Here is a 21,462-nt window from a genome sequence, read left to right as displayed (position 1 = left end):
TTAGCCTAACGTCGCACCTATCTGACGTCTCGCGACATAAGGCCAATCAATGCCGCCAAACGGACAACGTGGTACCCAGCGCGCGATTCCTGCGCTCAATACTTTGCCTCGGCCGCTGTATGCTCGCGCCGAAAGCTTGGGGGCCGGGTCGTGGACGCCGCGCCATCGGCATGATTGGGTGCAATTCTCTTACGCCATCAGCGGTGTGCTCGGTGTGCATACCGACGAGGGCAGTTTTTTCGCACCGCCCCAGTGGGGAATCTGGATTCCGGCGGGTCTAGAGCATGAAGTCGTGACCTCGATGCGCGCCGAAATGCGCAGCCTGTACGTGCGCCGTGAAGATTGTCTGTGGGCGCCCGGGCACTGCCGGGTACTGGAAGTCACGCCGCTGGCACGTGAGTTGATCAAACGTTTTTGTGCATTGCCGGTGGATTACCCGGAAGGCGGGAGCGCAGAGCAACGTTTGGTGCAGGTGTTGCTGGATCAACTAGCGGGTTTGAGTCAGGTCGGTTTTTCGCTGCCATTACCACGGCATCCACGGTTGTTGACGCTGTGTAATGAACTGATCGAAAACCCGGACGCGGACGCGAGCCTGGGCCTCTGGGCCGAGCGTTTGGGCACATCGGAAAAAACCTTGATGCGTTTATTTGACCGCGAAACCGGTTTGAGTTTTCGCAGTTGGCGTCAGCGCATGCGCCTGCTTTCGTCTTTGCGCGTACTTGAAGAGGGTGGCAGTGTGACGCTGGCCGCGTTGTCGTGTGGGTATGAGTCGACGTCGGCGTTTATTGCGGCATTTAAAAAGATGTTTGGCTTCACGCCTGGCGAGTTATTCAGACATTAATAAGCTGCTTTTCGGAAATGCCCTGCATACATTTAGCCCCGCTCTAGTAGGGTGCGCGCTTATTCAAAGGGATTAGTCGATGCTCTACGATCGACGCTCGACTATCATCCATGGCATTCGGAATTTTTGGCACATGGCGTGCCTACAAGCGACTCATACACGGTCGCCCCCTCCCCGTAGTGAGTGGATTGCCGTATAACGAGTGACATTCGCGTGTTTGGTAACAAAGGACCCACAATAAAAGCTGATGAAGACTCCAAAACGCTTAGAACCCCTGATCGAAGACGGTCTGATCGACGAGGTGCTGCGCCCACTTATGAGTGGCAAAGAAGCAGCTGTTTACGTGGTCCGCTGCGGCAATGAGCTGCGATGCGCCAAGGTTTATAAGGAGGCTAATAAACGAAGTTTTCGCCAAGCCGCCGAATATCAGGAGGGTCGCAAGGTTCGCAACAGCCGTCAGGCGCGAGCGATGGCCAAGGGCTCGAAGTTTGGGCGTAAAGAAACCGAAGATGCCTGGCAGAACGCCGAAGTAGCCGCTCTGTTTCGTTTGGCGGGTGCCGGTGTACGTGTTCCCAAACCGTTCGACTTCCTTGAAGGCGTGCTGTTGATGGAGTTGGTGGCCGATGAATACGGCGATGCGGCGCCGCGTCTGAACGACGTCGTGCTGGAGCCGGATCAGGCCCGCGAGTACCACGCGTACCTGATTTCGCAGATCGTGTTGATGTTGTGCACGGGTCTGGTTCACGGCGACTTGTCGGAGTTCAACGTGCTGCTGACACCGACCGGGCCGGTGATTATCGACCTGCCACAGGCCGTTGACGCGGCGGGCAATAACCACGCGTTCAGCATGCTGGAGCGGGACGTGGGCAACATGGCTTCTTACTTCGGACGTTTCGCGCCGGAGTTGAAGAAAACCAAATACGCCAAGGAAATGTGGGCGCTTTACGAAGCGGGTACCTTGAGCCCTTCCAGCGTCTTGACCGGTGAGTTTGAAGAGCCTGAAGAGTTGGCGGATGTCGGCGGAGTGATTCGCGAGATTGAAGCGGCTCGTTTGGACGAAGAACGTCGCCAAGCGGTGCGTGCTGCAGACGATGCACCACCGAGCAAAGCCGAAGAGCCGCCGCCACCGTGGATGCAGTGATTCGATGAATAAAAAATCCGGCTCAGGCCGGATTTTTTATGCCTGTGACTTTTTAAAGATCAAAAGATCGCGAGGCAAGCTCGCCCCAATAGGGGCGCGGACGCTTAACGGATTAAAACCGGTTCAGCGGGATCTTTAAGCTGGTCAGCCCGCTTTCATCGGCGGGTGGTAGGTTGCCGGCGCGAATGTTGACTTGTATGGCTGGGATTAATAGCGCTGGCACTCCCAGGGTAGCGTCGCGGGCCGTGCGCATGTCGACAAAATCCGCCAGCGGGATGCTGTCGTTGACATGGATATTTCGAGCGCGCTGTTCGCCAACGGTGGTCGACCAACTGGCCTCGCGACTGGCGGGGGGGTAGTCGTGGCACATGAACAGTCGAGTGTCGCTCGGCAAGGCCAGCAGGCGTTTGATCGATTGATACAACTGCTGTGCATCGCCCCCCGGAAAATCGCATCGTGCGGTGCCGACATCCGGCATGAAGAGCGTGTCGCCGACGAAAATGTTGTGGCTTTCGATCTGATAGGCCATGTCCGCCGGGGTATGGCCCGGCACGTGGAGCGCCCGGACCTGAAGTCGGCCAACATGGAACACTTCATCGGGCTCAAACAAATGGTCGAATTGCGAACCGTCCAGCTTGAATTCAGGCTCAAGGTTGTAGAGATCGCGAAACACGCCTTGTACCTGGGTGATCGCCGAGCCGATACCAATCTTGCCGCCGATTTTTTGCTTGAGGTAGGCGCTGGCTGACAGGTGATCGGCGTGGGCGTGTGTCTCCAGTAGCCACTGCACCTTCAGGCCATGCGCTTGCACAAAACGCATGATGCTGTCTGCGCTGTCGGTGCTGATGCGCCCGGCCGCGGCGTTGTAATCGAGTACCGGGTCAATGATTGCGCACTCGCTCCCGCAGGCTTCGTAAACCACATAGCTCACGGTCGAAGTTGCGGGGTCGTAGAAGCCTTGAATTTCGGCGTGCATGAAAAGCCTCGCGTGTATCAAAAGAGTTTCAATATATTGAAACATATATTATCGAGACGTAGACTGTCGACCATTACGTCACGGAGCCTTCCATGTCTGCCCAACTCACCAGTGAAGAGATTGGCCTTCTGCGCGATTCTGCGTCCAAAGCCTGCACCCTGCTCAAAGCCTTGGCCAATGAAGATCGGCTGTTATTGCTGTGCCAACTGACACAAGGCGAACGCAATGTGGGCGAGCTTGAAGCGCTAACAGGGATCCGACAGCCCACCCTGTCGCAACAACTCGGTGTGTTGCGCGATGAGGGCATGGTCAATACCCGTAGGATGGGGAAATTCATTTTCTACTCGCTCGCCAGCTTCGAAGTGGTTTCGGTGATGCAAACCTTGTCGGGTCTGTATTGCGGTCAAGCGCTCAAGAAGTAACGGGTCAACTATTCCATTCATTTTTGTTGTGCCTGGAGTGCCCAATGGAGCCAAACATCAAGCGAATCGACGACACATTCTCTGTGTCAGGGCAGCTCGCGCTGTCCGAACTCCACGCGTTGGCTGCGCTGGGTTTTCGCAGTGTGATCTGCAATCGCCCAGACCATGAAGGCGGGGCTGAGCAACCCGAGCACACGTCAATGCAGCAGGCCGCCGAGGCGCTGGGGCTGAGCTTCGCTTACCTGCCCGTACAAACCACCGGGGCGACCCCTGAGCAAGCGCAGCAGTTGCACCAATTGTTGAGCGAAATGCCGACGCCGGTGTTGGCGTATTGCCGCACCGGGAATCGCTCCTCAAAGCTGTATGAAGCCGCGACTCAGGGCGGGCGTGAAGTCCGTCAGTTTGACGTTGTCGTGATTGGCGGCGGCTCGGCCGGTATCTCGGTAACAGCCAGCTTGCTCAAGCGCGACGCCTCCTTGCGCATCGCGGTGATCGAACCCAACACCGAACACTACTATCAACCGGCGTGGACGTTGGTGGGCGGCGGTGCCTACGATGTCAAAGACACCGTGCGGCCCACTGGCGAGGTGATGCCCAAAGGGGCGCAGTGGATCAAAGCATCGCTTTGCGCCTTTGCCCCGCAACGCAAGGTGGTGTTGATCAGTGATGGCACTGAGCTGGGCTATCAACAGTTGATCGTTTGCCCTGGGCTGCAATTGGCTTGGGAGAACATCGAAGGCCTGGAAGAAACCTTGGGCAAACATGGCGTTACGTCCAACTACCGACATGACCTAGCGCCCTATACGTGGGAGCTGGTGCGTTCGCTGCGCGGTGGCAAGGCGCTGTTTACGCAGCCTGGCATGCCAATCAAATGTGCCGGTGCGCCGCAAAAAGCCATGTACCTGTCGTGTGATCACTGGCGCAAACAGGGCGTTCTGGATTCGATTTCGGTGGAGTTCAATCTGGCGGGGGCGGTGCTGTTTGGTGTCCCGATCTTTGTCCCTCCCTTGATGAAATACGTAGAGGCCTACAAGGCTCAGTTGGCTTTTCAGTCCAATCTGGTCAAGGTCGATGGGCCGAACCGGACGGCCTGGTTTGATGTGACGGGCGCTGATGGCCAAGTTACCCGCCATGAAAAACGTTTCGACATGCTGCATGTGGTGCCGCCACAACAGGCGCCGGATGTGATCCGCCGCAGTGAGTTGGCCGACAAGGCGGGCTGGTTTGAAACCGACCCGGCAACGTTGCAACACCCGCGTTATCCCGAGATTTTCGCGGTGGGTGACGTGTGCGGCACCTCCAATGCCAAGACGGCAGCGGCGGCCCGCAAGCAAGTCGTGGTGGTGGCCGACAACCTGATTGCCCTGCGCAAAGGAGCTGCGTTGCCCAAGCGGTATGACGGTTATGGCTCTTGCCCGCTGACAGTGGAAAAAGGAAAAGTGATTTTGGCCGAGTTCGGCTATGGCGCAAAACTACTGCCGACGTTCCCGCTGGACCCGGTTGTACCGCGCACGTCGGCGTGGTTTCTGAAAGCAACGCTGCTGCCATGGTTTTATTGGCAAGGCATGCTCAAAGGGCGCGAGTGGTTCACTGACTGTAAGCAGGACTGAGCTCAAGCATGCTGATTATCATCTTGGGCGCGTTGGTGGGTTTGCTTCTGGGCCTGACGGGGGCGGGCGGCGGTATTTTGGCCATCCCGGCGTTGACGCTGGGCTTGGGTTGGACGTTGCTTGAAGCGACGCCGGTGGCGTTGTTGGCCGTTGGGGTTGCAGCGGCCGTGGGTGCGGTCGACGGATTACGCAAAGGGCTGGTGCGTTACAAGGCTGCCGGGTTGATGGCGGGCGCCGGCTGGCTGGCTTCGCCGCTGGGGTTGTACTTGGCTAAGTTGTTACCGGGTGCGGCACTGATGGCGCTGTTTGGCTGCGTGATGGTGTTTGTCTCTGGGCGTATGTTTATGCAGGCAAGAGCGGGCTGCCCTGGAGACGAGGGTGTCCACCCTAAAAACTGCCAGCTTAATCCTTCAACCGGGCATCTGAAGTGGGATGCACGATGCGCCGCGACGCTCGCTTCAATCGGCGCGACGTCGGGGTTGCTGACGGGGCTGCTGGGGGTTGGCGGCGGTTTTCTGATCGTGCCGGCCTTTCGAAAGTTTAGCGACGTGCCCATGCACGGGATTGTCGCCACCTCGTTGATGGTGGTGGCGCTGGTGTCACTGGGCACCTTGGGGCATCTGGTTTACCAGGGCTTTAACTTGTCAGAGGAGGCGCTGATGTTTATCAGCGCGACCTTGGCCGGGATGATTGTCGGACGTGTTGTGGCGCCGAAAGTCTCAGGGCAACGGATGCAGCAAGGCTTTGCAGTGCTGTGTGCGGTGGTCAGCGTGTTGATGATCGGCAAAGTGTTGCTGATGGTGCTGTGACCGATCTTGTAGCAGTTGCCGAAGGCTACGTCCGATTGCGAAGCGATCGCAAACCCTGGCACTCAGGTGTGCCTTACGCAGCGTAGAACCTGATTTTGCGACGGCTTTGCCGCCGAACGCAGCCTTCGGCAGCTGCTACGGATTTTGAGTGCCCTTTAGGGGCAACACGCTCCCGACTCTAGGTCCTTGAGAATCGGGCAGTCGGGGCGATGGTCGCCTTGGCAGCTTTCTACCAGCACTTGCAAGGTGTCGCGCAGGCTGCTCAGTTCAAGAATCTTTTGATTCAGCGCGTCGATGTGCTGGCGTGCCAGGGCTTTCACATCGCCGCTGGCGCGTTGGCGGTCTTGCCATAAGGTCAGCAACTTGCCGACCTCTTCCAATGAAAACCCTAAGTCCCGCGAGCGCTTGATAAACGCCAGCGTGTGCAGGTCATCGTCGCTGTACTGGCGGTAGCCGCTGTCGCTGCGGTGGGCGGGTTTGAGCAAGCCAATGGATTCGTAGTAACGAATCATCTTGGCGCTGAGGCCGCTGTGTTTGGCGGCCTGGCCGATATTCATGACAGTTGCCTCCTACTCAAGGTCTTTGGGTTTCCAGAACTTCAGTAACAATGCGTTGCTGACCACGCTGACGCTTGAGAATGCCATGGCCGCGCCAGCCAGCACCGGGTTCAAGAAGCCAAAGGCTGCCAACGGAATGCCGATCACGTTGTAAACAAAGGCCCAGAACAGGTTTTGACGGATTTTAGCGTAGGTTTTACGGCTGATTTCCAAGGCGGCGGGCACCAGTCGCGGGTCGCCGCGCATCAGGGTGATACCGGCGGCGTGCATGGCCACGTCAGTGCCGCCTCCCATGGCGATGCCAATGTCGGCCGCTGCCAGCGCCGGAGCGTCGTTGATGCCGTCGCCGACCATGGCCACCACACCGGTTTTTTTCAGTTCGGCCACGGTGGCCGCCTTGTCGGCGGGCAGCACTTCGGCGTGCACATCGGTAATGCCCAGCGCCTCAGCCACCACGCGCGCGCTGCCGCGGTTATCGCCGGTCAGCAGGTGACTGCTGATGTGGCGCGCATTGAGTTGCTGAATCGCGGACTGTGCGCCGGCTTTGAGTGTGTCGCCAAAGGCAAACAGACCCAGTACCCGAGCCTGCGGGCTTTGTTCGATCAACCACGACAGGGTGCGGCCTTCGTTTTCCCAGGCGGCTGCGGACTCCGCCAATGAGCCCGGTTTGAGCCCTGTTTCATCCAGCAGGCGGCGATTGCCCAAGGCCAGGCGACGGCCCTCCAACGACCCTGCGATACCCCGGCCTGTGAGTGATTGGCTGTCTGTGACATCCGGCACATTCAGGTTTCGGGCAGCACAGGCGTCAAGCACAGCTTTGGCCAGCGGATGTTCGCTGCCGCGTTGCAAGGCCCCGGCGGCTTGCAGCAGGCTGGCTTCGTCGCCATCCAAGGCACTGAAATGGGCAATTTGCGGAGTGCCCGAGGTTAATGTGCCAGTTTTATCGAAGACCACAGCGCTGACTTCGTGAGCCCGTTCGAGGGCTTCTGCGTCTTTGATCAGAATGCCGTAGCGTGCGGCCACCCCGGTACCGGCCATGATTGCAGTGGGTGTTGCTAACCCCAGCGCGCACGGGCAAGCGATGACCAATACGGCCACGGCGTTGATTAGCGCTGTCTCGATCGGAGCGCCATAGAACCACCAGCCGAGCAGGGTGGCGAGGGCGATCAAGAGTACGACCGGGACGAAGATTTGGCTGACTTTATCCACCAGCTTCTGGATCGGCGCTTTACCGGCCTGAGCGTCTTCGACTAGGCGAATGATGCGCGCCAATACGGTTTCTGTGCCCAGTGCCAGGGTTTTGATCACCAGACGGCCTTCGCCGTTAATGGCGCCCCCGGTGACTTTATCCCCAGGCTGTTTGGGCACGGGCAGACTTTCGCCGCTGATCAGGGCTTCGTCGGCGTGGCTTTGGCCGTCGACTACTTCGCCATCAACCGGGAATCGCTCGCCGGGTTTGACCAGCACCCAATCGTTGAGGCGCAAGTCGCTGATGGCGACGTCTTGTTCCTGACCGTCGATTACCCGCAATGCGCGTTCAGGGCGCAAGGCCTCAAGGGCTCGAATGGCGCTGGCGGTCTGACGTTTGGCGCGGCTTTCGAGGTATTTGCCCAGCAGCACCAGTGCGATGACGACGGCCGAGGCTTCGAAATACAGATGCGGTGTGCTGCCTGGCGCAGCAATCGCCCATTCATACAGGCTCAAACCATAACCGGCGCTGGTGCCGAGGGCGACCAGCAAGTCCATGTTGCCAGCACCGGCCTTGACGGCTTTCCACGCGGCTATATAAAAGCGTGCACCCAAAATGAACTGCACGGGCGTGGCGAGTACAAACTGTGCCCACGCGGGCAGCATCCAATGAATACCTAAGGGCATGAGCAGCATTGGCAGTACCAGCGGTAACGCCAGCACGATGGCCAAAATCAGCGACCAACGCTCGCGACGCAGGCGTTTTTGCTGATCGTCTTGAAGTGTTTGCGGGGTGTGCGCCTGGTGCAGGCTGGCGTAATAGCCCGCCTGGCTGACAGCGTCGATCAGCAGGTTGGGATCGACTCGACCGCGCAATTCGACATGGGCACGCTCGCTGGCAAGGTTGACGCTGACACGTTCAACGCCTGGGACTTTGCCCAAGGCTTTTTCGACACGCCCGGCGCAGGAGGCGCAGGTCATGCCGCTGATATCGAGTTCCAGACCTTGCGCCGGGACGCTGTAGCCTGCTTGCTGCACGGCGTCGACCAGTGCGGGCAAGCTGTCGGCCGGGGCTTGGACACGTGCCTGCTCGGTAGCTAGGTTGACGCTGACCGAACTGACGCCCGTTACGTTGGCTAAGGCTTTTTCGACGCGACCAGCACAACTGGCGCAGGTCATGCCGTCAATCGGCAGATCGAATTGGGTGAGCACGAGCAGTCCTCCTCAAGAAGTTATCTGTCCATAGAATCGACCTTGACCCCGTGGCAAGGTCAAGGCTTCTGGCTGTGCTTTATTGTTGCGCGTGGCGTGCGTTCAATATTCCAGTTTTGCGGGTTTGAGGTACATGCCGTCTTTGCCGAGGGCGATCCGGTATTTGCGCACATCGCCGGCTTTTAACGTGAATTGCTGGGCGGGCGGCACCAGCATGCCAGGCAAGCAGCCGGGCGCTTGTCCGGGAAGTAGCTTGAGTCGGATGTCGACAGCGGCGGGTGGCAAATTGAAGGACAGCGCTTGCTCTTGAAATAACCGGCCAGCCAGTTGGTCGTCGATGTACACCCCGACCTCGCAGTTGGTGGGGACCTCTAGACGCTCGCGCGAAATGATCAGTACGCCATAGTCCTGATCGGCATTTGCCCATAAGGGCAAGCTGGCGAGACTGAGAAGACTGACTAGGCTCAAAACGGACCTGCGCATGGCTCGGTACCCTGTTTTCAAATCACAAGGCATTCAGCTTGGCCGAGCAAGGTGCAGATTGCCAGCGCGCTAACGCAACAAGGGGCTTGACCTTGCCACGATGGCAAGGTGAATGCTGTTGCCATCTCAAACAACGGAGGCTTCATCATGCAGACTTTTAAAGTGGATGGAATGACCTGTGGCGGTTGTGTACGGGGTGTGACAAACGCGATTCAACGCATTGACCCTCAATCGACTGTACAGGTCGATCTGGCGACCAAGACCGTTAAGGTTGATAGCGCACTGCCTTGCGCCCAGATCGTCGATGCGATTAAAACAGCCGGATTTGACGTCCCCGATATGGCCTGAAATAAATCTGTGTAGGCGCGCAATGTTGTTCACTTAAGTGAACAGCATTGCTGTAGGCGCGAGCTTGCCCCGGTGATCTGCCGCGATTTATTAGCTAGCTCGCTATCTTTATGTTCAACGTCTGCAACCACGGCTAGACTATCGGGCTGCGCTAAACGCACTTCGATTGGATACCTGATGAACGTAAGAACAATCCTGATTCTGGGCGCTCTCAGCGCTTTTGGTCCCCTGGCGATCGACTTCTACTTGCCAGGCTTTCCGGCGATGGCTCAAGCCTTTGCCACTGATGAGAAGCACATTCAACTCACGCTGGCGGTTTACTTTCTGGGTTTGTCTATCGGCCAACTGGTCTATGGCCCGATCGCTGACCGCTTTGGTCGACGGCTGCCACTGCTGGTGGGCGTGGGTCTGTTTACGCTGGGCTCGTTTGCCTGTGCCTTTGCTCCCACGCTTGAGTGGCTGATTGGTGCGCGCTTTGTCCAAGCGCTGGGCGGTTGCGCTGGGATGGTGCTGTCGCGAGCGATTGTCAGTGATAAGTGCGACGCAGTGGGGTCGGCCAAGGTGTTCTCACAGCTGATGCTGGTGATGGGGCTGGCACCGATCTTGGCGCCGATGCTAGGCGGCCTGTTGGTGAATGTGTACGGCTGGCAGTCGATTTTTATTGTACTGACCGGCTTCAGTGCGCTTGCCGCCTTGGCTGTTGCGCTGGGCCTGCCGGAAAGCTTGCCGGCCAACGTACCGCGCCAACCGTTGTCGGGTGCTCTGCATCAATATGGCCGTTTGCTCAAGGATCGTGAATTTCTGGGGCATGCACTGACCGGGGGGATCGCAATGGCCGGGATGTTTGCCTACATCGCCGGATCACCTTTTATATTTATCAAACTCTACGGTGTGCCCGCTGAACACTTTGGCTGGCTGTTTGGCAGCAACGCGGCAGGCTTTATTTTGGTCGCCCAAGTGAACGCCCGTTTGCTGGCCAAGCGCGATCCAGGCTTTTTGCTAGCGCGCACAGTGTGGGTGTATCTGGCGGCGGGCCTTGCGTTGCTGGGTATTAGCGCCTTGCACACCGAGCAGCTGTGGCCGTTGCTGATTCCGCTGTTTGTTTGCATCGCCAGTTTGGGCTGCATCATCCCCAACGCCTCGGCGTGTGCGATGAACGGGCAGGGCGCACGTGCGGGCAGCGCTTCAGCGATGTTGGGCTTTTTGCAATTCAGCGTTGCTGCCGGGGCGGCCTCATTGGTCGGCGTGTTGCACGATGGCAGTGCGATGCCCATGGCGATGGTCATCATCTTGTGCGGGATTTTGGCAGTGGTCATCGGTATGGCGACCCGCCGTTTATACACCGCGCGGATCGCCGCCGAAGACGCCGTCTGAGTTACCCCGCCAAGCGTTCGGGTAATGTGTGCGGCGCTTTCAAGCGCGATTGCAGTTTATCCACAAAGGCTCTGGCCTCGGCTTCGCTGCGAAAATTGACGGCTTGCTGGCCGAGTTGAACCTGCCATTGGCAGTCATGGGATCTTGCTAACGCTTTTATCAGGATTTTCATTTCTGGCCTCCTTTGGTTGGCAAAGGTGGCCAGTGTATGCCCGAAAACGTTGAGGAAGATGACGGGCATCAAGTCTCTGACTGACGGTTAAAAAATGGCCGCTTCAGTCCCCCGCACGTTTGTTCAGAACCCTTCAAGGACGATTTTGCCTTTGGACTTGCCGCTTTCTAGCAGTGCATGTGCCCGGCGCAGGTTAGCGGCATTGATGGTGCCAAAGTGTTCACCCACAGTGGTACGCAATATGCCCGCATCAATCAGCTCGGCCACCCGGTTCAACAGGTTGTGTTGCTCAATCATGTCCGGGGTTTCAAACAGCGAGCGGGTGTACATGAACTCCCAGTGCAGCGACAGGCTTTTGCGCTTGAGTTTGGTGATGTCGAGGGCCTTAGGGTCGTCGATGAGTGCCAGTTTGCCTTGTGGCGCTAGGGCTTCGACCAGTTGGTCCAGGTGCTGATCGGTTTGGGTCAGGCTGGCGACGTGAGTGACCGCGCTAATGCCTTGACGCTTGAGTTCTTCGCTCAAGGGTTGCGCATGATCGACGACTACATCGGCACCCAGTTCGCGCACCCAGGCTTGAGTTTCGGGGCGTGAGGCGCTGCCAATCACCTTGAGCGCGGTTAACTGGCTGGCCAGTTGGGTCAAGATAGAGCCGACGCCGCCTGCCGCCCCGACGATTAACAGGCTTTGTTGCTCATCGGTTTTACCTTCTTTTATACCCAGGCGTTCAAACAGCAGTTCCCATGCGGTGATGGCGGTCAGTGGCAGCGCCGCGGCTTGCGCGAAGTCCAGGCTCTTGGGCATGTGCCCGACAATGCGCTCATCCACCGCGTGTAACTCGCTGTTGCAGCCTGCGCGGGCGATGGAGCCCGCGTAAAAAACCTTGTCGCCTACCTTGAATAGACTGACCTCACTGCCGACGGCCTTGACCACGCCAGCGACATCCCAGCCCAGCACTTTGGCGACATCGGCTTCGGGCTGTACGTTTTGGCGGACTTTGGTGTCCACCGGGTTCACAGAAATAGCATGGACCGCCACCAGCAGGTCACGCGGGCCGACCGTTTGCTCGGGCAGCTCGATGTCTTGCAGGGCTTTAGGGTCCTGAATCGGCAGCGACTGGTAGTAGGCGATAGCTTTCATGGGGCAAGTCCTAAAAGTGAGTACGAAAGTGAGGTGATCATTAACTATTTCACAGGGCGATAATACGGGCTAAAACAGCTGTCTCTTTCAATAACAGGTTGATAGTGCCGAGAATGAACTCTGGGTGTGGCGGGGGATGTGAGGCGAGGGTGTGAGTGCAGTTGAGTGAGTGGGGTTAAGCGCGTTACGTCCTGTAGAACCCTGACGCTGTATAGGCGCGAGACAAGCTCGCCCCTACACAGAGGCAGGTGTTTAGGGTTTGACCAACCGTGCATCTAGGCTGTTTTGTGCCAGGCGCTTGGCCTGGTCCTGGGTCATGCCGAGATCGGTGTACAGCGCGTGGAAGTTCTCGGTTACGTACCCGCCAAAGTAGGCAGGGTCATCGGAGTTGACGGTGACTTTCACACCGCGCTCAAGCATGTCGAGAATGTTGTGTTGTGACATGTGATCAAACACGCACAGTTTGGTGTTGGACAGCGGGCACACGGTCAGCGGAATTTGCTCGTCGATGATGCGTTGCATCAAGCGCTCGTCTTCAATCGCGCGCACGCCGTGGTCGATGCGCTGGATTTTCAGCAGGTCGATGGCTTCCCAGATGTATTCCGGAGGGCCTTCCTCGCCAGCGTGAGCGACGGTCAGAAAACCTTCGTGACGGGCGCGGTCAAACACGCGTTTGAACTTGCTTGGCGGGTGGCCCATTTCTGAGCTGTCGAGGCCAACGGCGACAAAGGCATCGCGAAATGGCAGCGCTTGGTCGAGGGTTTTTTCCGCTTCTTCTTCGCTCAAGTGGCGCAGGAAGCTCAAGATCAAACCACTGGTGATGCCCAGTTGCTGTTCGCCGTCTTTGAGTGCGCTGGCAATGCCGTTGAGCACGACTTCAAACGGCACACCGCGGTCAGTGTGGGTTTGGGGGTCGAAGAAGGGTTCGGTGTGAATGACGTTCTGCGCCTTGCAACGCAATAGGTAGGCCCAGGTCAGGTCGTAGAAGTCCTGAGACGTGCGCAATACGTCTGCGCCCTTGTAGTAGAGGTCGAGGAACTCTTGCAGATTATTGAAGGCATACGCCTTGCGCAGTGTTTCAACATCATTCCACGGCAAGGCGATTTTGTTGCGCTCGGCCAGAGAGAACAGCAGTTCGGGCTCTAGGGAGCCTTCAAGGTGCAGGTGCAGTTCTGCTTTTGGCAGGGCGTTCAGCCAGTCATACATATTCTTTTTTCTCATCAAATCAGGTGCAGATGGCGGCATTCTACAGGCGCAGGGCGACACAGCTTGTAAAAAACCCCCCGCCATTTGTCGCACCGCTCTCGGCCAAGGGTGATGAGAGCGTCTTCGAGTCGTGTGCCCGTGAACTAACATGTAACGAAACGTTAGCAAGTTGCGGCAGTCTGTAACCTCACAACGTGTATTCGACTCCCGGCAAAAAGGCTCACGATGCTGACTTTATTGAAAGACGAAAAACTTCTGCTGCTGGCCATAATCATGGCCGGTATAGCGTTCCCGCTTGAGCATTGGCTGCTGAACAGTGGTCAGGTTTTTGCCTTGGTGGGCGGCTTTGTACTGATTGCCGCGATTGTTTGTGCGTCGATGCGCGTGGCGCACCATGCCGAGGTATTGGCCGAAAAGGTTGGCGACCCTTATGGGACGATGATCCTGACGTTGTCAGCCGTGTTGGTAGAGGTAGTCATCCTGGCCATCATGATGAGCAACGAACCGTCACCTACGTTGGTGCGTGACACGATTTATTCGGCGGTCATGCTCGATATCAACGGCATTCTCGGTTTGGCCGCATTGATGGGCGGGATCAAACACGGCGAGCAGTCTTATAACGATGATTCGGCCCGTACCTACAGCGTGATGATTCTGACGGCCATGGGTGTGTCGATGGTGGTGCCTGAATTTATCCCCGAGGCGGACTGGAAGATTTACTCCGCTTTCACCATTGGCGCGATGGTGTTGCTTTACACCTTGTTTTTGCGGATGCAGGTGGGGCCGCACAGCTATTTTTTCAGTTACAGCTACCCGGAGAAAAAAGGCCGCAAGCGTGAGCCAGAGGGGATGCCCGCTAACGTAAAGTTGTCGGTCGCTGTTTTGGGGCTGGGTGTGATTGTGATCGGAGCGCTGGCGGAGGTGATGTCTAAAGCGCTGGATCTTGGTCTTGAGGGCACGGGAGCCCCGCCGGTGATTACGGCTATTTTGGTGGCCGCCATTTCAGCCGCCCCTGAAATTTTGACCGCCTTGCGGGCCGCATTGGCTAACCGCATGCAGTCGGTGGTGAATGTGGCCTTGGGCGCTTCGCTGTCGACGGTAATTTTGACTGTGCCAGTGATGGAGGCCATGGCCTTGTATACGGGGCAGCCCTTTCAGATGGCCATGACTCCGGTGCAGACGGTGATGGTGCTGATTACTCTGGTGGTCTGTGCGATCAATTTGAATGACGGTGAAACCAATGCTATCGAAGGCATGACGCACTTTGTGTTGTTTGCAACGTTCATCATGCTGTCGTTGCTGGGCCTGTAATCAGAAGGGCGGCCTGTTGAGGCTGCCCTTCTCACGGTTACCAAGGAATGGTCTGACCTTTGTAGTCGATAAAGTGATGCCCGCCTTTGCCAGCGTATGCCTTTAGTTGCTCTACGATGCCGCGGATGCTGGTGTCGACATCGATATCTCCCGCCCCACCGCTCAGGTCGGTTTTGACTACGCCTGGGTGGATGGACAGTACGGTAGGCCGCTCCTCTCCCAGTTGGGTAATAAACGTATTGGTCAACGAGTTGAGTGCTGCCTTGCTGGCTTTGTAGAGTGCCAATTGCGGCGCGTTGGGGATGGTGACACTGCCCAGTCGTGAGCTCATGAAGGCCAGGATGCCATCGTCTTTTCGAATATTTGCAACGAACGCCTGTGCCACGTTAATCGGAGCCACGCTGTTGGTCATGAATAGCTGGCCTATCTCAGCCAGGCTGGCGTTACCTGGAGTCTGGTCATCCGGGCCTTTAATGCCTGCGTTAATAAACACTAGGTCGAAGATTTCTGCGTTTAAGCGTTGATGCAGTGCTTGGATGGCGTGCAGGTTATCGATGTCTAGTTGTTCAACAAGCACGTTATCCAACTTTCTCAACGCATCGGCCCGCTGAGGGTCACGGACGGTAGCAGTCACGTGCCAGCCTTCGTTTGATAACGCAGTGGCCAAGCCGAGGCCAAGTCCTCGTGAGGCACCGACGATGAGTGCTTTTTTTGCTGTCATGAGTTTCACCCTCTGAAAAGTAAAAGGAAGTCAGCGTTGAAGGTTTTACGCCTTCATGTAATCGCGAGATTAGGGCGTTAAGAAAAGTAGCACATGCGATTAGCGGACCCTGAACGAGAGAGCTTGCTACATCTGGGTGTCGGATGCAGCGTTTAAGTGACTCGTATTGGTTAAAAAACGTACAAGATTAAGTAAGCGTTATGGGGGCTGAATCCGCGAGGAATTTACACGGGTTATCCACAGGTTGTTCCACAGGTTCTGTGCGCAACTCGAGTGGAGGGGTATAAGCACTGGGTTGCTTTGTTCTAACCGCGATAACCCGCTCTAACTATTTGTTTTCACAGTAAATTACGAAATCGTCTAGCGGGCTGGCTAAAAAGTGTACAAAGCGTCAGGGAGCCCGCTGTATAAGGGCTGTAGCGGTGTGTGCTCAGCTTATCCACAGCCGGGTACACAGTGATTGTGGGCAACTGTAGTTAAGGCTTATGGCAGGTTTTTATAGGGCGGTGTGAAACGTGTCCCGGTGCAGCAAGATTCTGCCGCGACTGATGTCGGCGAGCTGCTGTTGCAAGGATGTTATGTGCTCTTCGCCTAGCGCCAGTTGCAGATCAACACCGTTGGCGGTGAAGGTTTCGTCGATGAGCAGGCCGTTGAGCTCGGCTAGGCGTAATTTCACCAAGGCCAGTTCACTGAAGTTGCATGAGCAGTGCAGCGCCACGCGGTTGATGAGCGGGCGTTTTTCTGCATTTTGTAGGCATTTGTTTGCGCCACCGCCATAAGCCCGGGCGAGCCCGCCAGTGCCGAGTTGAATGCCGCCGTACCAACGGATAACCAGCACCACGACTTGATCGCAGTCTTGCGCTTCAATGGCTGACAAGATCGGGCGACCAGCCGTACCGCCGGGTTCTCCGTCGTCACTGCTGCGATATTGAGCGCCAAGCTTCCAGGCCCAGCAGTTGTGCGTGGCGTTAAGATCACTGTGTTGCTCGATGAAGTCATGGGCCTGCTGGGCGCTGGTGATTGGCGCGGCGAGGGTGATGAAGCGGCTTTTGCGGATTTCTTCGCGGTATTCGCAAAGCCCGGTAAGGGTAGAAGGCATGTCAGTTCCGGGCTTAGGCGATGGGTGTGAGGCCGCAGCCTTTGAGGATGATGCGAATCAGGTTGTCGCTGGCGTCTTGCATGTCTTGTTTGGTCAGGCGCGTGCTGCCAGTGACGCGGCAGATTTGGGTGGCAAAGTCAGCGTAATGCTGTGTACTGCCCCACAGCAGAAATATGAGGTGCACGGGGTCGACTGGGTCCATTTTCCCGGCATCGATCCAGGCTTGGAACACTGCGGCGCGACTTTGGAACCAGGCGCGGTAGTCTTGTGTGAAGTACTCGGTCAGACATGCTCCGCCGCTGATGATCTCCATGGCAAAAACCCGCGAGGCCTGTGGTTGGCGGCGTGAGAACTCCATCTTGGTGCGAATGTAGTTGCTAAGCGCTTGAGCCGGGTCGTCTTCAGCATTCAAGGTGTTGAAGGTGCTGTCCCACAACTCGAGGATATTGCTCAGCACCGCGATGTAGAGCCCAAGCTTGCTGGCGAAGTAGTAATGCAAATTGGCTTTGGGCAGACCTGCCTTGAGTGCAATGGCGTTCATGCTGGTGCCTTTGAAACCGTGGCGTGCAAACTCATCTTCAGCGGCTTTGAGAATGGTCTCTTCGTTCTTTTGACGAATACGGCCAGCGGGCTTTCCATCGTGGGATGGGACTTCAAAGGTCATAGGTTTTTCCAAGACAATCTATGTGGGCGCATTCTGTGTTGTCGCGCTTCTTTTCACGTTAACGCGTCGCTTCCAGGCTCTCAAGAAAACTTTCCAGCACAAGGTGTGGGCGGCGGCCTTTACGCGTAACAGACGCTAGGCTTAAGTCATAAAAACGTGTTTTGGCTTTTAAGGCGCGAAGGCGCCCCTGTTGAACCCAGAGGCTGGCGTAGTGATCGGGCAGGTAGCCGATGTAACGCCCGGTCAAAATCAAGAAGGCCATGCCTTCTCGGTCGGAGGCGCTGGCGGTGCAATTGAGCGCCTGATAGTGCGCCTGAATCTCGGCGGGCAGGCGAAAGGTTGGAGCAATCGCGTCCTGTTCATTGAGGCGCTGATCTTCCAGTTGGCGGTCGTCGACATAAAACAGTGGGTGGCCGACGGCGCAGTAGAGTAACGAGCGCTCGCTGTATAGCGGTTGATATTCCAGCCCTGAGAGTGCGCTGGCTTGGGGGACAACGCCGACATGCAGGCGGCCGTCGAGTACGCCTTGTTCAACTTCGTTGGGGGCGATCATGCGAATGTGGATTTGCACGTCAGGCCCGCGTTCTTTGAGTTGGGCCAGGGCATGGGTGATGCGCATGTGGGGCAGGGTGACGAGGTTGTCCGTCAGTCCGATCGTCAACTCTCCGCGCAGATGGTGATGCAGGCCGTTGACCTCTGTACGAAAGCTTTCGAGTGCACCTAGCAATTGCAGGGATGACTGATAGACCTCACGGCCTTCTTCTGTCAGCGAAAACCCCGCACGACCACGTTGGCAAAGACGCAAACCCAAGCGTTGTTCGAGGTCGCTCATTTGTTGGCTAATGGCCGAGCGCCCAATCCCGAGCACGGTTTCTGCTGCCGAAAAACCACCGCACTCTACGACGCTGCGAAAGATGCGCAGCAGTCGAATATCAAAGTCGCTGACTTGGGCTAGTGCATCGGGACGACGGCTGCTCATAGTTTAGTAATCGCCTAACTAAAGGTTAGAAGAGTTGGATTTCACCGACTTTATAGGCGTGGCAATTTAGCTGCAACAACGCTTTCAATCCCACGCCGCTTTCTGCTTTGCGAGGTTTTGCCGATGAACATGCCTGAAAATGCCGAAATCACAGTGACTAGCCAGCTCAAGCTGGATGCTCATTGGATGCCTTACACCGCCAACCGTAACTTCCATCGTGACCCGCGTTTTATCGTTGGTGCCAAGGGGAGCTATCTGACGGACGATAAGGGTCGGCAAATTTACGATTCGTTGTCAGGTCTGTGGACCTGTGGCGCAGGGCATACCCGCACAGAGATTCAGGAAGCCGTGGCCAAGCAATTGGGTACACTCGATTACTCGCCTGCGTTCCAGTACGGACATCCGCTGTCATTCCAGCTGGCAGAGAAGATTACTGACCTGACGCCGGGCAACCTTAACCATGTGTTTTTCACTGACTCAGGTTCGGAGTGTGCGGATACCGCAGTGAAGATGGTGCGCGCCTACTGGCGATTGAAAGGCCAATCGACCAAAACCAAGATGATTGGTCGTGCTCGCGGTTATCACGGGGTGAACATTGCCGGCACGAGCTTGGGCGGTGTGAACGGCAACCGTAAGTTGTTTGGTCAGGCGATGATGGACGTCGATCATTTGCCGCACACGCTGTTGGCGAGCAATGCGTTTTCTCGTGGCATGCCCGAGTTGGGCGGTATCGCTCTGGCTGATGAATTGCTCAAGTTAATTGAACTGCACGATGCTTCGAACATCGCTGCAGTGTTTGTGGAACCAATGGCAGGTTCTGCAGGTGTGTTGGTTCCGCCGCAGGGATATCTGAAACGTCTGCGTGAAATCTGCGATCAGCACAACATCCTGTTGGTGTTCGATGAGGTGATTACCGGGTTTGGTCGTACAGGCTCGATGTTTGGCGCTGACAGCTTCGGCGTAACGCCTGATCTGATGTGTATTGCCAAGCAAGTCACTAACGGCGCAATTCCAATGGGCGCAGTGATTGCAACCAGCGAGATCTATCAGACGTTCATGAATCAACCTACGCCTGAGTACGCAGTTGAATTCCCACACGGTTATACCTATTCGGCTCACCCGGTGGCGTGTGCAGCAGGCTTGGCTGCTCTGGATTTGCTGCAAAAGGAAAACCTGGTGCAGAGCGTGGCTGAAGTCGCGCCGCACTTTGAGAATGCCATTCATGGTTTGAAGGGCGTAAAGAACGTCATCGACATCCGTAACTACGGCTTGGCCGGCGCGATCCAAATCGCTCCACGTGATGGCGATGCGATTGTTCGTCCGTTCGATGCGGCGATGAAGTTGTGGAAGGCTGGCTTTTACGTGCGCTTTGGTGGTGACACCCTGCAGTTTGGACCAACCTTTAACAGCAAGCCGCAAGACTTGGATCGTTTGTTCGATGCGGTCGGTGAAGCGCTGAATCAGATCGACTGATCCTTCTTTATATAGAAGCGTTTTTTGCAATTCATACAGGCGCGCAGTGTTCGCGTCTGTGGACAACTTTTTGGAGCACCCATGAGCACCATTCAACATTTGATTAATGGCGAATTGCTGAGCGATTCCGGTCGTACCGCCGATGTGTATAACCCGTCGACCGGCAAAGTGATTCATCAAGTGCCGCTGGCCAGCCGTGAAACCATTCAAAAAGCCATTGATGCGGCCAAGGCTGCATTCCCGGCCTGGCGCAACACGCCTGCGGCCAAGCGTGCTCAGGTGATGTTCCGTTTCAAGCAACTGCTGGAGCAGAACGAAGCGCGGATCTCTCAGTTAATCAGCGAAGAGCATGGCAAGACGCTGGAAGATGCTGCGGGTGAGTTGAAGCGCGGGATTGAGAACGTTGAGTACGCGTGCTCTGCGCCTGAAATCCTGAAGGGCGAGTACAGCCGTAACGTAGGGCCAAATATTGATGCATGGTCGGACTTTCAACCGTTGGGTGTGGTTGCGGGTATTACGCCTTTCAACTTCCCGGCCATGGTTCCACTGTGGATGTACCCGTTGGCGATTGTTTGCGGTAACTGTTTCATCCTCAAACCTTCCGAGCGTGATCCAAGCTCGACGCTGTTAATCGCCCAGTTGTTGCAGGAAGCCGGCTTGCCTAAAGGCGTGATGAACGTGGTGCATGGCGACAAAGGCGCAGTTGATGCGTTGATTGAAGCGCCAGAAGTCAAAGCGTTGAGCTTTGTGGGTTCGACGCCTATTGCGGAGTACATCTATGCCGAAGGGACCAAGCGCGGCAAGCGAGTCCAGGCGTTAGGCGGTGCGAAGAACCATGCGGTATTGATGCCGGATGCGGATCTGGATAACGCGGTCAGTGCTCTGATGGGTGCAGCCTACGGTTCGTGCGGTGAGCGTTGCATGGCGATTTCGGTTGCTGTGTGCGTGGGTGATCAGGTTGCTGATGCGTTGGTGGCCAAGCTGGTTCCGCAAATTAAGGCGCTGAAGATCGGTGCGGGTACGTCGTGTGGTCTGGACATGGGGCCTTTGGTGTCGGGCCAGGCGCGTGACAAAGTCAGCGGTTATGTTGAGGATGGCGTGGCAGCCGGTGCTCAGTTGGTCGTTGATGGTCGTGGTTTGAGCGTCAAGGATCACGAAGACGGTTTCTTCCTAGGGGGCTGTCTGTTTGACCAGGTGACGCCTGAGATGCGTATCTATAAAGAAGAGATTTTTGGTCCGGTGCTGTGCATTGTGCGGGTTAGCAGCCTAGAAGCAGCCATGCAGCTTATTAATGATCACGAATACGGCAACGGTACGTGCATCTTCACGCGTGACGGTGAAGCGGCTCGCTTGTTCTGTGACGAGATTGAAGTAGGGATGGTTGGTGTTAACGTTCCGCTGCCTGTGCCCGTTGCTTATCACAGCTTTGGTGGTTGGAAGCGCTCTCTGTTTGGTGACCTGCATGCTTACGGTCCGGACGGGGTGCGTTTCTACACGCGTCGCAAGGCGATCACTCAGCGTTGGCCGCAGCGTGCGAGTCATGAGGCGTCGCAGTTTGCTTTCCCTAGTTTGTAAGGTTCGCAGAAGCTCTATATATTCGCAGAAGCTCTATATAGAAGAAGAGAGGCCAGCCGTTAGGCTGGCCTCTGCTTTTGGAGGCTTTTAAGGCCATATGACAGAAATATGAAATAAAGTCTTGACTCAGATTTTCAACGGCCTATAATTCGCCCCACTTCCGG

General features: G+C 56.6%; 21 protein-coding genes. 10 read left to right on the top strand and 11 right to left on the bottom strand.

Going from position 1 to position 21,462, the window contains the following annotated elements; all coding sequences use genetic code 11:
• Positions 1 to 49: 49 nt before the first annotated feature.
• On the top strand, positions 50 to 841 hold the full coding sequence (locus B347_RS0105760; RefSeq protein ID WP_019408750.1) for an AraC family transcriptional regulator: 792 nt from the start codon (positions 50 to 52) through the stop codon (positions 839 to 841).
• Positions 842 to 1,088: 247 nt separating this feature from the next.
• A complete protein-coding gene (locus tag B347_RS0105755; RefSeq protein WP_019408749.1) occupies positions 1,089 to 1,982 on the top strand; it encodes a PA4780 family RIO1-like protein kinase in 894 nt (297 codons plus the stop codon).
• A 112-nt stretch (positions 1,983 to 2,094) separates the two neighbouring features.
• On the opposite strand, the gene B347_RS0105750 is transcribed toward B347_RS0105755, so the two are convergent.
• Positions 2,095 to 2,958, bottom strand: coding sequence for an MBL fold metallo-hydrolase (locus tag B347_RS0105750; protein WP_019408748.1), 864 nt, complete (start codon positions 2,956 to 2,958; stop codon positions 2,095 to 2,097).
• A 92-nt stretch (positions 2,959 to 3,050) separates the two neighbouring features.
• Here B347_RS0105750 and B347_RS0105745 point away from each other — a divergent pair, with 92 nt between their 5' ends.
• The 3 genes from B347_RS0105745 to B347_RS0105735 are packed head-to-tail and all read left to right on the top strand — an operon-like array spanning position 3,051 to position 5,799.
• On the top strand, positions 3,051 to 3,380 hold the full coding sequence (locus B347_RS0105745) for an ArsR/SmtB family transcription factor (protein WP_019408747.1): 330 nt from the start codon (positions 3,051 to 3,053) through the stop codon (positions 3,378 to 3,380).
• 44 nt (positions 3,381 to 3,424) lie between these two features.
• On the top strand, positions 3,425 to 4,990 hold the full coding sequence (locus tag B347_RS0105740) for a bifunctional protein tyrosine phosphatase family protein/NAD(P)/FAD-dependent oxidoreductase (protein WP_019408746.1): 1,566 nt from the start codon (positions 3,425 to 3,427) through the stop codon (positions 4,988 to 4,990).
• 8 nt (positions 4,991 to 4,998) lie between these two features.
• The gene (locus B347_RS0105735; protein ID WP_019408745.1) at positions 4,999 to 5,799 is read left to right on the top strand and encodes a sulfite exporter TauE/SafE family protein; all 801 of its coding nucleotides are present in this window, start codon (positions 4,999 to 5,001) and stop codon (positions 5,797 to 5,799) included.
• 155 nt (positions 5,800 to 5,954) lie between these two features.
• On the opposite strand, the gene cueR is transcribed toward B347_RS0105735, so the two are convergent.
• The 3 genes from cueR to B347_RS0105720 all read right to left on the bottom strand — a co-directional run bounded on the left by cueR (position 5,955) and on the right by B347_RS0105720 (position 9,239).
• Entirely contained in the window at positions 5,955 to 6,356 is a 402-nt protein-coding gene (gene cueR, locus B347_RS0105730; protein WP_019408744.1) for a Cu(I)-responsive transcriptional regulator, read from the bottom strand.
• A gap of 12 nt (positions 6,357 to 6,368) precedes the next feature.
• Positions 6,369 to 8,762: a heavy metal translocating P-type ATPase gene (locus tag B347_RS0105725; protein WP_085983201.1), complete on the bottom strand. Its 2,394-nt coding sequence runs from the start codon at positions 8,760 to 8,762 to the stop codon at positions 6,369 to 6,371.
• A gap of 96 nt (positions 8,763 to 8,858) precedes the next feature.
• Complete coding sequence (locus tag B347_RS0105720; protein WP_026014008.1) at positions 8,859 to 9,239, bottom strand: hypothetical protein; 381 nt, start codon at positions 9,237 to 9,239, stop codon at positions 8,859 to 8,861.
• 147 nt (positions 9,240 to 9,386) lie between these two features.
• Between B347_RS0105720 and B347_RS0105715 the strand changes: the two genes are divergently transcribed.
• Positions 9,387 to 9,587, top strand: a complete 201-nt coding sequence (locus tag B347_RS0105715) for a heavy-metal-associated domain-containing protein (RefSeq protein WP_019408741.1) — start codon at positions 9,387 to 9,389, stop codon at positions 9,585 to 9,587.
• A gap of 177 nt (positions 9,588 to 9,764) precedes the next feature.
• Positions 9,765 to 10,961, top strand: a complete 1,197-nt coding sequence (locus tag B347_RS0105710; protein ID WP_019408740.1) for a multidrug effflux MFS transporter — start codon at positions 9,765 to 9,767, stop codon at positions 10,959 to 10,961.
• A gap of 1 nt (position 10,962) precedes the next feature.
• On the opposite strand, the gene B347_RS26655 is transcribed toward B347_RS0105710, so the two are convergent.
• From B347_RS26655 to B347_RS0105695, 3 genes are all read right to left on the bottom strand, one after another.
• Positions 10,963 to 11,133, bottom strand: a complete 171-nt coding sequence (locus B347_RS26655; protein WP_019408739.1) for a hypothetical protein — start codon at positions 11,131 to 11,133, stop codon at positions 10,963 to 10,965.
• Positions 11,134 to 11,256: 123 nt separating this feature from the next.
• Positions 11,257 to 12,270 (bottom strand): zinc-binding alcohol dehydrogenase family protein, encoded by a 1,014-nt coding sequence (locus tag B347_RS0105700; RefSeq protein WP_019408738.1) that lies wholly within the window; start codon positions 12,268 to 12,270, stop codon positions 11,257 to 11,259.
• A gap of 252 nt (positions 12,271 to 12,522) precedes the next feature.
• Positions 12,523 to 13,476, bottom strand: a complete 954-nt coding sequence (locus B347_RS0105695) for an adenosine deaminase (RefSeq protein WP_019408737.1) — start codon at positions 13,474 to 13,476, stop codon at positions 12,523 to 12,525.
• 225 nt (positions 13,477 to 13,701) lie between these two features.
• On the opposite strand from B347_RS0105695, the gene B347_RS0105690 reads away from it, so the two are divergent.
• The gene (locus B347_RS0105690; RefSeq protein WP_019408736.1) at positions 13,702 to 14,787 is read left to right on the top strand and encodes a calcium:proton antiporter; all 1,086 of its coding nucleotides are present in this window, start codon (positions 13,702 to 13,704) and stop codon (positions 14,785 to 14,787) included.
• 37 nt (positions 14,788 to 14,824) lie between these two features.
• On the opposite strand, the gene B347_RS0105685 is transcribed toward B347_RS0105690, so the two are convergent.
• From B347_RS0105685 to B347_RS0105670, 4 genes are all read right to left on the bottom strand, one after another.
• On the bottom strand, positions 14,825 to 15,508 hold the full coding sequence (locus B347_RS0105685; protein ID WP_019408735.1) for an SDR family oxidoreductase: 684 nt from the start codon (positions 15,506 to 15,508) through the stop codon (positions 14,825 to 14,827).
• 496 nt (positions 15,509 to 16,004) lie between these two features.
• The gene (locus tag B347_RS0105680) at positions 16,005 to 16,607 is read right to left on the bottom strand and encodes an IMPACT family protein (RefSeq protein ID WP_019408734.1); all 603 of its coding nucleotides are present in this window, start codon (positions 16,605 to 16,607) and stop codon (positions 16,005 to 16,007) included.
• 13 nt (positions 16,608 to 16,620) lie between these two features.
• Positions 16,621 to 17,271, bottom strand: a complete 651-nt coding sequence (locus B347_RS0105675; protein ID WP_019408733.1) for a TetR/AcrR family transcriptional regulator — start codon at positions 17,269 to 17,271, stop codon at positions 16,621 to 16,623.
• Positions 17,272 to 17,329: 58 nt separating this feature from the next.
• Positions 17,330 to 18,250 carry a LysR family transcriptional regulator gene (locus B347_RS0105670; protein ID WP_019408732.1) on the bottom strand — a complete coding sequence of 307 codons (921 nt, stop codon included), beginning with the start codon at positions 18,248 to 18,250 and terminating at the stop codon, positions 17,330 to 17,332.
• Between the two features lie 123 nt (positions 18,251 to 18,373).
• Here B347_RS0105670 and B347_RS0105665 point away from each other — a divergent pair, with 123 nt between their 5' ends.
• Together B347_RS0105665 and B347_RS0105660 are read left to right on the top strand one after the other, a co-directional pair.
• Positions 18,374 to 19,723, top strand: a complete 1,350-nt coding sequence (locus tag B347_RS0105665; protein ID WP_019408731.1) for an aspartate aminotransferase family protein — start codon at positions 18,374 to 18,376, stop codon at positions 19,721 to 19,723.
• 81 nt (positions 19,724 to 19,804) lie between these two features.
• On the top strand, positions 19,805 to 21,298 hold the full coding sequence (locus B347_RS0105660) for a CoA-acylating methylmalonate-semialdehyde dehydrogenase (protein WP_019408730.1): 1,494 nt from the start codon (positions 19,805 to 19,807) through the stop codon (positions 21,296 to 21,298).
• Positions 21,299 to 21,462 lie beyond the last annotated feature (164 nt).

It is taken from the genome of Pseudomonas psychrophila HA-4 (assembly GCF_000282975.1).
GTDB classification, from domain to species: domain Bacteria; phylum Pseudomonadota; class Gammaproteobacteria; order Pseudomonadales; family Pseudomonadaceae; genus Aquipseudomonas; species Aquipseudomonas psychrophila_A.
Note: the sequence above shows the minus strand (reverse complement) of the source record. Positions and strands in the feature narration are given on the sequence as shown.